Here is a 12,770-nt window from a genome sequence, read left to right as displayed (position 1 = left end):
TTGGAATCTTATGAATGTAAATTGTCGACTACCCAGGTATCTTTGATACCGCCACCTTGTGATGAATTCACCACCAGTGAACCGGGCTGCATCGCCACACGGGTCAAGCCACCCTGTACGATTTCAGTACGATAAGGCGAACTTAATACAAATGGGCGTAAGTCGATATGACGTTCAGCAATACCAAAATTGGTCAAAGTCGGACTAACCGATAAGTCCAAAGTTGGCTGCGCAATATATAAATGCGGCGCAGCTAAAATTTTCTCCCTGAAAGTTTCAATTTGCTGTTTAGACGCTTGTGGTCCAATGAGCATGCCATAACCGCCCGAACCCTGCGCTTCTTTCACCACCATCTGATCCAGATGAGCCACGACATAGTCTAATTCTTCAGAATTACGACATTGATAAGTCGGAACATTTTTTAGAATTGACTGCTCGCCCAAATAAAAACGAATCATTTTGTCGACATATGGATAAACCGATTTGTCATCTGCCACACCGGTTCCCGGTGCATTGGCAATCACAACATTATTTTGCAAATAAGCTGACATCAAGCCAGCGACACCCAAAGTGCTATCCGGTTTAAAGCATAAAGGATCAAGAAACGTATCATCGACCCGTCTATAAATAACATCGACTCGTTGGCGACCACGTATGGTTTTTACATAAACCTTCGAGTCATCAACAAAAAGGTCACGTGATGTTACCAATGGTACATCCATCTCCCTTGCAAGGAAGGCATGTTCATAGTAAGCGCTATTAAAACGTCCTGGGGTCAGCACCACGACAAATGGCTTGTCGACGTAGGCATTTTCGATCAGGATTTCTTTCAATAATTGTGGATATTGCTCGATTCCGGCAATCTTGGACTGCTCGAATACTTTTGGCATGAGTTTTTCACTGATCTTGCGGCATTCCAGCATATAAGACACGCCAGATGGCGTTCTGAGATTATCTTCTAAGACATAAAACTCGCCCTTGGAATCACGGATCACATCAACTCCACTAATCTGGCTATAAATCCCACCTTTCAAGCTATGTTGATACATATGCGGCTGATAGGCCTCATGAGTTAAAATCTGCAACTCAGGAATGATATTGGCTTTTAAAATGTCCTGTTGATGATAAATATCATGTAAGAATAAATTTAGCGCCCGTACCCGTTGTGCCGAACCTAAAGCCACCATATTCCACTGTTTCCGGTCTATGACTCGCGGAATGATGTCGTAGGGAATGGTGCGCTCTACACCTTCTTCATCGCCATAAACGGTAAAGGTAATACCGTGATGTAAAAAATGTTCTTTTGCTACCTGATTCAGTGCATTGAGTTCATCCAGCGTATGTTGCGATAACCATTCTTCCAGCCTTTGACCTGCCTGACTGGACAGCACATGCTCATCCTGCATTTCATTAAAGAACTTTGAAGACAACTGCTGCAGTAAAAGTTGTGGGTTTGTTGTAGTAGATACCGCTATAGTTTTAGTGTCTATAAAATTTTTTCCAATATTCTGGGAACTAAATTTATCAATTGTTTCAATCACATTTGTATCCTGATTTCCTTTAAGCATACAAACCCCCGTATTATCATCTATTATAATTAAATCAAAGCAATATCCATGCCATGACATCTGTATTTCAATTACCATTAATCTAATAAATGCCCTTTGAACTCAATGCCATTTTCGACCAAGTTGTTTTAGAATTGTAGGACAAATGTTGCACAGAGGGACTTGCGAAAAAATCAGAGTTTTTTTATTGTGTTAAGCTAAGCCTAGATTCCCTCTTCTTTATTGCCAGCAAAATAAATTATGTCAGCACAAGAAAAAGAAACTTCAAACAGTCTGTATCGCCAATGGCAAATCTTGTCGCGCCTTTCTACCGGCAAATGGATGGGAACACGTGAATTACAGGAAATCCTGAATCGTGAAGGCATCGATATCAGTCTGCGCACCATTCAGCGCGACCTGAATCAGATTGCTCAACGCTTTCCGATTGAAAGCAGTAAAACCACGCCGCAAGGCTGGCGTTGGCGTTCAGATGCGCCGCTGCAAAGTTTGCCGCATATGACCAGCTCGCAAGCGGTCACTTTCATGATGGTCGAAGAACATTTAAAACATCTGCTGCCACCGAGCCTGATCGAGGAAATGAATCCGTGGTTTGATCTGGCACGACGCAGTCTTTCTTCCCAGAACAATGTCCGGCAATGGATTAACCGTGTGCGCATTGTTCCGGCTACCCAACCCCTGATTCCCCCTGTGGTAGATAAGGCCGCGCAGCAAGCGGTGTATGAAGGCCTGTTACAAGACAAACAACTGGAATGTGTGTATCAGGGCCGCGGTCATAATAGCGAAGAAAAAACCTATATTCTCAATCCTCTGGCATTGGTACAAAAAGGGTCAATCATCTATCTGGTGTGTACCCGTCATGACAAGTCCGATATCCAGACCTTTGCCCTGCACCGCTTTAAATCGGCCGTCGTGCTGAATTCACGTGCCTTGCATCCGGTCAATTTCGATATTGATGAGTATATTGATTCTGGTGCGCTGGGCTTCCGGGTGGACTTCAACCACCCTACTGAAAATGTCACGCTAAAACTCAGGATGTCGGAATCGGATGCACATTACTTTGAGGAAAGCCAGCTCAGCAAAGACCAGAAAATTGAAAAAATGGAAGATGGCATGTCGCTGATCACTGCTACCGTGCCATTTACCTCGCAACTGGTCTGGTGGCTACGTAGCTTTGGTAAAAAGATTAAACATATTGAACCGAGTATTGTGGCCAATGCAGTCGCTCAACTGGATGAGGAAAACCATTAACTACACAGGCTTCATCCAGATTCTTTTAGGTATTCCAGAATAAAAAAATCCCCAAATTGGGGACTGGAGAATTATGCTTATATTTTTGTTCTTGTTGTGGTGATCTGCCGCTGTGCCAATCTGCTTTTCTTTGACACCCCGAAATGCAGCTTGAATGAAACATCAATATTTAAAAATGACTGAGACATGAGCAAGCCAGCTCAGCATTATTAAAGCGAATGGATTTTTTGGTCATAGTTTAAGACTCCTATATAGTGAATAAACCGACTATAAAGTCATCCGCCTTACTTGTGAAATAAATAGAATGCATGTCTTTTGCAGAATTTTTCTATAGTACTTTTTCCGCAAAATTTATCTGTAATCGCTGCTGATTCATTGCTTGGCTTAATACTATTTTCGGCAAGTTTATAAAATCGAATAACAATTCTCTGCTTGTATAAGATATCTTGCTCTGCACATCATAAAGCCCTATAGAAGTAGAAATAGGGACTTAATTTTACAATGGCTAACCCTGCTCAATTAGTACGTCACAAGCTGCTTAATACTTTCTTTTCCCGCCATTCGGTCTGGTTTGCCTGCATTCTGATTGCAGTAATTTTTACTACATTTCATATCGGTTATTCACCGCGTTATATCTATTATTTTATGCCGCAAACGTTAGTGAATACCCTATGGATCCTGAGCATTCTGCTGAGTTTGCTGGGTTTGTATGATGTACTACAAAATAAGCATTCCATTCTGAAAAATTATCCCATCATGGGACATTTCCGCTTTATTTTTGAGGAATTCCGTCCCGAGATTCGTCAGTATTTTATTGAAGCCGACCGGGATGCACTGCCTTTTTCCCGTATGCAACGCAGTCTGGTGTATCAGCGGGCGAAAAATGAAAATTCAGATAAACCTTTCGGCTCGATCCTGAATGTCTATGAAGATAATTACCGCTTTGTTAGTCATTCCATCACGCCCTGCAAAGTTGCCGACCCGCAGACTTTTCGCATCCTGATAGGGAATGAGCAATGTACCCAGCCCTTTTCAGCTTCTATTTTAAATATCTCAGCCATGAGCTTTGGCAGCATGAGCGCCAATGCGATACGGGCCCTTAATCTTGGCGCTCAAAAAGGTGATTTTTTCCATGATACTGGAGAAGGCAGTATCAGTCCCTACCATCTGGAATATGGCGGTGATCTAGTCTGGGAGATTGGCAGCGGTTATTTTGGCTGCCGTACTTTAGATGGGCAGTTTGATCCGGAACGTTTTGCTGCACAAGCCAAATTACCCCAGGTAAAAATGATTGAAATCAAGCTTTCGCAAGGCGCAAAACCTGGCCACGGCGGTATTTTACCTAAAAGTAAAATTTCAGAAGAAATTGCCCAAATTCGAGGCATCAGCCGTGATCATGATTGTGTGTCTCCTTCAAGTCATCCGGCATTTAGCACACCGATTGAAATGATGCATTTTATACAAAAATTACGTGAACTTTCCAACGGAAAACCGGTCGGATTTAAGCTTTGTCTGGGCCAGCCATGGCAGTTTATGAGCATGGTCAAAGCCATGTTACATACCCAGATCTACCCGGATTTTATTGTGGTTGATGGCTCTGAAGGTGGAACGGGAGCTGCACCCATTGAATTAATTGACTATGTCGGTGCCCCTTTAAGAGAAGGCTTGCTGTTTGTACACAATACCCTGGTTGGTGCAGGTTTGAGAGATAAGATCAAAATTGGTGCAAGTGGTAAAATTATTAGTGCATTCGATATTGCCAGCACGCTTGCCATTGGTGCGGATTGGGTGAACTCTGCTCGTGGCTTTATGTTTGCAGTAGGCTGTATTCAGGCACAAAGTTGCCATACCAATCAATGCCCTGTGGGAGTCACCACCCAGGATAAAGATCGCCAGAAAGCCTTACATGTGCCGACCAAGGCAGAACGGGTATTTCATTTCCATAAAAACACCTTACATGCCCTGTCTGAACTGATTGCTTCCGCAGGTCTGAAACACCCTTCAGCCATTAAGGCGCATCATCTGGCACAACGCGTGAATAATCACGAAATAAAGAACTTTGCGCAGATTCATTTTTGGCTCAAAGAAGGCGAATTATTGTCCTGTGAAAATAAGGATGAGGAGAACTTTTACTTCCGGATGTGGAATTTGGCCCAATTAGAAAAATTTTAAATCGATAACATTAAAACTAAAAAAAGGCGTTTTCATAAACGTCTTTTTAAATATTCAATTTTCAATCTATCAATAATAAGTTTTGCTGCCATGTGCATGCAAAAAGGCCGGAATCAGCCCCGTGAGTGCCGCACGAATATCAGCACGCTCATTGATTAACTGATGCGAACCTTCTTCCAGCATCAGCAAAGTCTGGAGCCGGAATTTACGCCGGATAAATTCGATATTATAACGCCAGTCCACAGTCTGATCCTGTGCACCCTGTGCCAGCCAGACTGGAATACGACAAGCCGGACGCGCTTCCATTTCCAGCATCCAGCGTGACATCGCTAAAATCCAGTCCATGCCCATCATCCGCGGTTGTAATGGATCTTTAAGCCGGATAAAACGCAGAAACTCGGGATTATGGTTATTGCGTCTGAAATGTCGGGGAACTTCACGTTTGATTCGGCTAATAATGCCCAATCCGACCGAATTATGCCACCAGGCAGTTTTAGCGGGACGAATCAATGGTGATAACAATAAGACTCGTTCAACAAAAGGATTTTCACGACGTTCCGCAAACTCCAGTAAATGGTGCATCCAGATCGCACCGCCGGTACTCTGCCCGATGCCGACCCAAGGTTTAGGTAATTGTGAAGCGTGCTGCACATAACGATGTACGGCATGTAAAACCTGCTGATAATGATCAAAATTCTGAATGCTGGCAGGTGAACCATCACTCAGACCATGTCCAGGCAGATCATAGGTCAACACACTAAAACCCTGTTCTAAAAGCTCTTTGACAATCGGCTGATAAATGCCGCTATGTTCCAGATAACCATGCAACAGAAAAGCAGTTCCCTGAATCTTGTCAAAGCGGGTATTTTCCAGATTCGGTTCAAACACCTGTACATGCAACTTGAATAATGGCATCTGTACATAGCCCTGCCAGTGTTTGCAGTCCAGTAAATCAAAACCATAAAGCTTTCGATAGGACTGCAGATCAATCGGCGGTTCATCACTACGATTCAGGTTTAAAGGTGGCAAGAGTTGAGGCGTAACATCCCGACTCGGAATGGGTAAATCCAGCTGTTTCAGAATGGTGGGATTTAAAAATGGGATATCAGACATTATGGCACCTCCCGACAGTCACTGGATCCAAACCACATATCGCGCATGGTCGCCAACATTTCATAATTGGCACGACGACTGTGATCATAATTTTGTGCACTTGGACGCCATCGTGTCAATGGCGTTGGCATCGGCGCTTCTACCGGAATGGTTTGTATGCCATTTAATGCAAACAAACGGCGGGTACGCGGCATATGATAACGATCCGTAATCAGAATCACTGTAGGCGCTCCACCTTTCTTTTGTAATAATAATGAACTGAAACGGGTATTTTCACAGGTGTTCATGCTGCGATCTTCCAGTAATTTGGCATCGACACCATGATTTTTTAACCAGCGCTGCATATACGGCGCTTCGACCCCACTCAGAACAATCGGCAACTGATAATGTTTCTCTACTGCCAGCGTAGTTTCCAGACGTAGTCGCGTATAGTTATTGACGATGATCTCTTTGCCTTGGTCATCTAGGGTTAAGCCACCACCCAATACCACAATGGCATAAGGTTGGGAGCTATTCGCCGGTTTAGCCTGCTGTTGCTCTTGTAGTAAAGCCAAGTCCTGCTGGATTTCCTCTCCATCGGTTTCCTGTACCGAACTGGCTTCACCCTGCTCAAGTGGATGCGTCGTCAGAAACTCCATATATTGCTCAATGCGTTCCTTATTTTCACTACTGTCCCACTCCAGCAATTCCCGGACATTGGCTGTCGGATCGGCTGGTTCTGCATCTTCCTGTGAGGACAATAAGGGCACCTGAGCAGGTGGACTTTGCTCTGCTTTTTGATCCTGCTGTTCGCGCTGATATTCTTCAATCACCTGCTGCAGTGCTTTATAACGTGCCTGAATCAACATGAGGTTGGCCGAGTTATTTTGCTGGATATCCTGTTCCATGACCTTTAAATACGCCTGACGGGCAATCCACAAATCAGAGCCAGGTTCCAGATTTTCATGTTCGCTGAGTGCAGCCATTTTCTGGCTTTGAGCCGCGACTTCATTTAGCTCTAAGGAGACAAACTGGTTTAAGCCCTTGACGATCATTTTTGAGTAAAAAGGCGTATAAACCAACACCAGTAGACAGCCGCATAGCACAAACAGTCCAGTGACAATTTGTAGCAAACGTACCATCCAATGGGTGTTTTTCATGTTATTCCTCTTCCTGATGAGAACGGATCAAGCCATTTTTATCGAACAATACAGGTTCAGGTTCCAGCATCAGACTAAATTTTTCCCAAACTGATTGCTGTACCCCACGATACGTTTTACGAACATCGGTGAGAGAGGCTTGACCATAATTCACCAAGACCAATGCCTGTTTGTGAAACATGCCGACAGGCCCCAACTGTTTACCCTTCCAGCCCGCCTGATCAATCAGCCAGCCCGCTGCTAGTTTAACTTGAGCATTGGCTTGTTGGTAATGGGGTAAATTCGGGAAAGATACAGCAATTTGGTCAAAGACCGCCTGATCAACCACTGGATTTTTAAAAAAGCTACCCACGTTGGGAAATTCTTGCGGATCAGGTAATTTGCTCTGACGAATCTGAATGACCTGTTGCTGCAAGTTTTCTGCTGTGAGCTGATCAACGACCGCAGTCTTCAGGTCACCGTAATTCAGTTTCAAATCTGGCTGTTTAAGTAATCTAAAAGTCACATGGGTAATCACATAACGGTTAGGATCATCTTTAAAAATACTATGCCGGTAGGCAAATTGACAGTCTGCTGCCTGAATCGAGGCAAATTGTTTCAGCTGACGGTCATAGACCTCAACGGAATCGATAAACTCGCCAACTTCGACGCCATAAGCGCCAATATTCTGTACTGGCGATGCACCGACCCGACCCGGAATTAAAGCAAGATTCTGTAGGCCATATAAACTTTGTGTCGTAGTCCAGAGCACGAAGTCATGCCAGCCCTGACCACCACCTACACGTAAACGTTGCGACTGATCATCAGCATCCAGCATCTCTATGCCCTGAATATCCATATGCAAAACCAGTGCATCAATCTGCTCCGGCAGCAACATATTGCTACCGCCTGACAGGATCAGCACATTGAGTTGCTGTTGTTCAGCAAAATCCAGTGCAGCCAGCAGATCAGCGGTGGATTGAATCTGAGCATAGTGCGAAGCAACTGCTTCTAAATTTAAGGTATTAAAAGGTTTAAGTTGAACCTGGGTTTGAATCTGCATCGCTTAAACCTTGTGTAAATTCTGTTTAAAAATCTCAATCCAGGCCTGGCTGCTGGACTCACACTGATCAAGCACCCGTTCAAAGCCATCCGCTTCGCCATAATAGGGATCCGGTAAGGCCTGTTTCGGATAGGTCTGATCATGCTCACTCATCAATGCCACACTTGCACGTACATGACCAAACTGAGTTTCTGCCAGACGCTGTATGTTCTGGATATTGGATAAATTCTCCTGATCCATCTCCAGAATCAGATCATAATCAATAAAATCGTGTGGAATGAGTTGACGTGCGCGAAGTGCTGAAAGGTCATAGCCACGTTTTAGTGCATGCTTCTGGCTACGCAAGTCCGGTGCCTTGCCCGGATGATAATTACTGGTTCCGGCAGAACCGACCACAATATTCAGTTGCTGTTCATCACAATAATGTCTGAGTACAACTTCTGCCGTGGGAGAGCGGCAAATATTTCCCAAACAAACACATAACACCTTGTATGGCGTTCTGGATGACATAAACAACCTCAGAGCTACTTTATTTTAAGGATTCTTATGTTAAGTTATTTATATACTGATTCCTATCTTACAACCATAGAATAATCTCGTATTTGCAATAAAAAAATCAAGGATATCGCCATGAATCGTTTTCAGTTTCAAACCGTCCCCAATATCATTGCCGGACTAGGCACGATTCAGGAATTATTTAAAATTCTAAAAAATGGCCGTTATCGCCGTCTTCTGCTGGTGACTGACCCGGGTATGCTGAAGGAGCAATTACATCTGCCGATTCTGGATATTATTGAATCTGCCGGACTGGAGTATGTGATTTACTCGGATGTTCAGGCCGATCCGCCCGATACAGTGGTGCTTGAAGCGGTGGCTTTTGCAAAACAGGAAAATATTGATGTGGTTCTGGGCTTTGGTGGTGGCAGCTCGATGGATGTGGCCAAACTGATCGCGATTCTGGCACATCCCGAGCAGCATCAGACATTGTCTGATCTGTATGGCGTTGATAATGCCACCGGACCGCGTTTAGCCTTAATTCTGGTACCAACTACGGCTGGAACAGGTTCAGAAGTGACGCCGATTTCGATTGTCACCACAGGTGAAACCACTAAAACCGGTATTGTGGCACCGATCCTTTTTGCTGATATTGCCATTCTGGATGCAACCTTTACCCAAAATCTTCCGGCACAGATCACTGCCGCCACCGGCATTGATGCCATGGTGCATGCCATTGAAGCTTATACCTCAAAACACAAGAAAAACCCTTATTCGGATATGCTGGCCAAACAGGCTTTAAGATTACTGAGTGCCAATCTGCAGCGCGTGCTGCAAGACGGCAATGATTTAGATGCGCGTCAAAATATGCTGATTGGTTCCATGCTGGCCGGACAAGCCTTTGCCAATGCACCGGTCGCTGCTGTACATGCGCTGGCTTATCCGCTTGGTGGACATTTTCACCTGTCACACGGGCATAGCAATGCACTGGTTCTAACTGAAGTATTAAAGTTTAATGCGCCAGCGGCCAAACAGCTCTATGCGGAATTGATGACCTGGCTGGATCCCCGCAGTAAAGGTTGTCATGATGGCCTGACCGATCTATTTATTGATCATTTTAATAATCATCTGATGCAAAGCGGTTTGACCCTAAAACTGAATCAGTTGAATATTCCGGAAGATATGCTGCAGGTCATGGCAGAAGATGCGATGCAACAAAGCCGGCTGTTGCAGAATAATCCACGTGAACTCAAGGTGGAGGATGCTTATCAGATTTATCAGGCGATCTATGCCTAGATCAATTTCCACTTAAGCCTTATCTAGCTGAGGACTGAATAGTGATGAAAGCCACCATCAAACAGCGCGAACACTATACTTTTTTCCTGCCCATTCAAACCCGTTGGGCAGACAATGATCTGTACGGCCATGTCAACAATGTGACTTATTATAGTTATTTTGATACCGCCGCCAATGCCCTGCTGATTCAGGAAGCTGATTTTGATCCTAAATACTCCCCGATGATTGGCTTGGTAGTCAGCTCCAACTGTCAGTTTAATCAGGAACTGTCTTATCCGGAAATTATTGAAGTGGGCGTGGCCATTGAAAGCATGGGAAGCTCATCACTCAGCTATGATCTGGCTATTTTTAAACGCAACTCAGATACAGCCGCTGCGCAAGGCAATTTTGTCCATGTATTTGTCGATCGTGAGACACGAAAAAGCACCCCGATTCCAGTTGAAATGCGGGATGCTTTATCTCGATTTGTTGTGACTTAACATCCAGCCTATTTCAGCTGAATATTTTGCAGTTCACCGTCAAACTGCTGTAACAGATTGCGTACTGCCGGTTCAGCATGTAACAATTCTTCGGCACGTTTAAAGGCACGTGCCTTACGCTGATGCTGCATGGTATATGGCGTTAACTGGTCCACATTTTCAAATTTCACCTGGAAATTGGTTTGCGGCCATTGCTGTTGCAAAGCAGCTTCCAGATGATGTTGCAACTGGGTCAGCAACTGCTGGTACTGTTCAGGAATATGGAAAACGGATTCGCCATTCATCTGACCAGTCATGATGCCATACTGCGCCAGTTCCTGTACCGCTGGAGAAAGCTGGCTATTACGGAACCAGTATTCCCATTTTTCTACGCTCCACTCACCTTCTAAGGTTTGTTCAGGTATTTTCAGAATATCCTGTGGCATCAGATTCTGCGTATTTACATCTTGAGAAATATCTTCCAGCAAAGCTGTCTGTGCGACTGGCTGAACCGGCGCTGTATTTTCAAGAGCAGGCTGAGCAATCAATTCCTGTGAAAGTTCTAATTCCGGTGCAGCAAGACTAAATTCCTCATCAGCAGACTTGATATCTTGGGCTGGCTCGGTATGAATCACAGCATCTGCAGGAATAAACTCTTCAAGCAGAAAATCATCTGAACTGTTGCTTGTAACCGGTGCTTCTGGAGAACTCTTGATTTCATCAAAACCAAATAGGCCTTTGTCGTCATTTGGATCAAAAACAATCTGATCCGCAGACTGAATCTCTTCAATCACTGTTTGAGTTGCTACAGGCTGGACAGGTTCAGGTGCATTGATGTTGGTTGGCTCTTCCTCATCCAAAAAATCATCCGAAGAAGGTTCAGACGCTGATGCGACATCAATCTCCTCATCCGACTCATCGTCCAGAGAGAAATCATCAAATACCGGTTCTGCCTCCAATGATTGTGTTTCTACTGATTCAGATTGAGGTTGTGTCTGAACGGACTGCTGTAGGCGTGTTGTATGAGTTGTTGCCTGTTGCGGTGCAGTCTCCTGCATCACCGGAATTTCGCTTGGCTGTAATGGACGGAAAGCCAGCAAACGTAGCACCGTCATTTCAAAGCCTTGTTCTTGCGTAACTGCAAGCTGTAGATCAGCACGACCTTTACAGGCAATCTGATAATACAGTTGCAGGTCTTGTGCTGAGATGAGAGCCGATAACTGCATGATCTTTCGATTGATTTCGGCACTATATTTCAGGCTCAGATCTGGCAGGTACTGCAATAAAGCCAGTTCATGCAGTGTCGAAATTAGCTGGTCTAGCACCAGTGACACATCCAGAGCTTGCTGACGGAATTGTAGTAATAACTGACTGACCTGCGCTTTCTGGTTCTGGTGAATCGCCAGAATCAGATGATAAATAATGGTGCGGTCAATCAGTCCCAGCATGTCTTTGACATCCTGATGCTGAATCGCTCCCTGACCATAGGCAATCGCCTGATCGGTCAACGACAAGGCATCACGTAATGAACCTTGCGCAGATTCAGCAATCTGCCAGATGGCATCCTGATCAGACTGAATGCTTTCTTTGCTAAGAATATGGCCTAGATGTTCAGTAATTTCATCGACTGCCAATGGACGCAAAGTAAATTGCAGACAGCGAGAAATTACGGTAATGGGTAGTTTTTGCGGATCGGTGGTTGCAAATAGGAATTTGACATGTTCTGGCGGTTCTTCCAGCGTCTTTAACAGCGCATTGAAAGAATGCGTGGAGAGCATGTGCACTTCATCGATCAGGTAGACTTTAAAGCGACCTTGAGTCGGTGCATAAGGCACATTGTCGAGCAACTCACGTGTATCTTCCACCTTGGTGCGTGACGCCGCATCAATTTCAATCAGGTCAATAAAACGACCTTCATTGACTGCGGTACAGGTTGCACAGACTTCACAAGGCGTCGAGGTAATACCGGTTTCACAGTTCAAGCACTTCGCCAAAATACGTGCAATCGTGGTTTTTCCAACACCACGCGTTCCCGTAAACAAATAGGCATGATGCAAACGACCACGTTCGAGCGCGCTGGTTAAAGCACGTGATACATGGTTTTGCCCCACTAATTCATTGAAATTACGAGGACGGTATTTTCGCGCAAGTACTTGATACATGTATGCTCCTTTTTACAGGTCTAAGCATACTGTTTTTTTATGAAATAGTGAAATGAATGCCGGTTTATAAAGAATAA

Annotated in this window: 9 protein-coding genes and 1 pseudogene; 4 read left to right on the top strand and 6 right to left on the bottom strand. The window is 44.5% G+C overall.

Annotated elements, in window-relative coordinates:
* Window positions 1-8: 8 nt before the first annotated feature.
* Window positions 9-1,454: pseudogene (locus Q9R21_RS10085) on the bottom strand (circularly permuted type 2 ATP-grasp protein); the annotation flags it as partial.
* A 354-nt stretch (window positions 1,455-1,808) separates the two neighbouring features.
* On the opposite strand from Q9R21_RS10085, the gene Q9R21_RS10080 reads away from it, so the two are divergent.
* Together Q9R21_RS10080 and Q9R21_RS10075 are read left to right on the top strand one after the other, a co-directional pair.
* Window positions 1,809-2,816, top strand: coding sequence for a WYL domain-containing protein (locus tag Q9R21_RS10080; protein WP_311204391.1), 1,008 nt, complete (start codon window positions 1,809-1,811; stop codon window positions 2,814-2,816).
* A 501-nt stretch (window positions 2,817-3,317) separates the two neighbouring features.
* Window positions 3,318-4,988, top strand: a complete 1,671-nt coding sequence (locus Q9R21_RS10075; RefSeq protein WP_004645422.1) for an FMN-binding glutamate synthase family protein — start codon at window positions 3,318-3,320, stop codon at window positions 4,986-4,988.
* A gap of 69 nt (window positions 4,989-5,057) precedes the next feature.
* Here the strand turns inward: Q9R21_RS10075 and Q9R21_RS10070 are convergent, their stop codons facing one another.
* Genes Q9R21_RS10070 through Q9R21_RS10055 form a run of 4 tightly spaced genes read right to left on the bottom strand, consistent with a single transcriptional unit; the run spans window position 5,058 to window position 8,792 of the window.
* A complete protein-coding gene (locus tag Q9R21_RS10070; protein ID WP_004278806.1) occupies window positions 5,058-6,101 on the bottom strand; it encodes an alpha/beta hydrolase in 1,044 nt (347 codons plus the stop codon).
* Window positions 6,101-7,240 carry a YdcF family protein gene (locus tag Q9R21_RS10065; protein ID WP_005263276.1) on the bottom strand — a complete coding sequence of 380 codons (1,140 nt, stop codon included), beginning with the start codon at window positions 7,238-7,240 and terminating at the stop codon, window positions 6,101-6,103. The genes Q9R21_RS10070 and Q9R21_RS10065 overlap by 1 nt, the downstream gene beginning before the upstream one ends.
* Before the next feature lies 1 nt (window position 7,241).
* Complete coding sequence (gene murB, locus Q9R21_RS10060; protein WP_311204390.1) at window positions 7,242-8,282, bottom strand: UDP-N-acetylmuramate dehydrogenase; 1,041 nt, start codon at window positions 8,280-8,282, stop codon at window positions 7,242-7,244.
* Window positions 8,283-8,285: 3 nt separating this feature from the next.
* Entirely contained in the window at window positions 8,286-8,792 is a 507-nt protein-coding gene (locus Q9R21_RS10055; protein WP_311204389.1) for a low molecular weight protein-tyrosine-phosphatase, read from the bottom strand.
* Window positions 8,793-8,912: 120 nt separating this feature from the next.
* On the opposite strand from Q9R21_RS10055, the gene Q9R21_RS10050 reads away from it, so the two are divergent.
* Both Q9R21_RS10050 and Q9R21_RS10045 read left to right on the top strand, forming a co-directional pair.
* Window positions 8,913-10,073 carry an iron-containing alcohol dehydrogenase gene (locus tag Q9R21_RS10050; RefSeq protein ID WP_311204388.1) on the top strand — a complete coding sequence of 387 codons (1,161 nt, stop codon included), beginning with the start codon at window positions 8,913-8,915 and terminating at the stop codon, window positions 10,071-10,073.
* A 44-nt stretch (window positions 10,074-10,117) separates the two neighbouring features.
* Window positions 10,118-10,552 carry a thioesterase family protein gene (locus Q9R21_RS10045; RefSeq protein ID WP_005252181.1) on the top strand — a complete coding sequence of 145 codons (435 nt, stop codon included), beginning with the start codon at window positions 10,118-10,120 and terminating at the stop codon, window positions 10,550-10,552.
* A gap of 8 nt (window positions 10,553-10,560) precedes the next feature.
* On the opposite strand, the gene dnaX is transcribed toward Q9R21_RS10045, so the two are convergent.
* Complete coding sequence (gene dnaX / locus Q9R21_RS10040) at window positions 10,561-12,693, bottom strand: DNA polymerase III subunit gamma/tau (RefSeq protein WP_311204387.1); 2,133 nt, start codon at window positions 12,691-12,693, stop codon at window positions 10,561-10,563.
* Window positions 12,694-12,770: the final 77 nt, after the last annotated feature.

The organism is Acinetobacter sp. RG5, assembly GCF_031844265.1.
Lineage (GTDB): Bacteria > Pseudomonadota > Gammaproteobacteria > Pseudomonadales > Moraxellaceae > Acinetobacter.
Note: the sequence above shows the minus strand (reverse complement) of the source record. Positions and strands in the feature narration are given on the sequence as shown.

Excerpts from the sequence above, each read along its gene's own strand:
- Q9R21_RS10080 (WP_311204391.1), top strand. The coding sequence starts at position 1,809 with ATGTCAGCACAAGAAAAAGAAACTTCAAACAGTCTGTATCGCCAATGG.
- Q9R21_RS10075 (WP_004645422.1), top strand. The coding sequence starts at position 3,318 with ATGGCTAACCCTGCTCAATTAGTACGTCACAAGCTGCTTAATACTTTC.
- Q9R21_RS10070 (WP_004278806.1), bottom strand. The coding sequence starts at position 6,101 with ATGTCTGATATCCCATTTTTAAATCCCACCATTCTGAAACAGCTGGAT.
- Q9R21_RS10065 (WP_005263276.1), bottom strand. The coding sequence starts at position 7,240 with ATGAAAAACACCCATTGGATGGTACGTTTGCTACAAATTGTCACTGGA.
- murB (WP_311204390.1), bottom strand. The coding sequence starts at position 8,282 with ATGCAGATTCAAACCCAGGTTCAACTTAAACCTTTTAATACCTTAAAT.
- Q9R21_RS10055 (WP_311204389.1), bottom strand. The coding sequence starts at position 8,792 with ATGTCATCCAGAACGCCATACAAGGTGTTATGTGTTTGTTTGGGAAAT.
- Q9R21_RS10050 (WP_311204388.1), top strand. The coding sequence starts at position 8,913 with ATGAATCGTTTTCAGTTTCAAACCGTCCCCAATATCATTGCCGGACTA.
- Q9R21_RS10045 (WP_005252181.1), top strand. The coding sequence starts at position 10,118 with ATGAAAGCCACCATCAAACAGCGCGAACACTATACTTTTTTCCTGCCC.
- dnaX (WP_311204387.1), bottom strand. The coding sequence starts at position 12,693 with ATGTATCAAGTACTTGCGCGAAAATACCGTCCTCGTAATTTCAATGAA.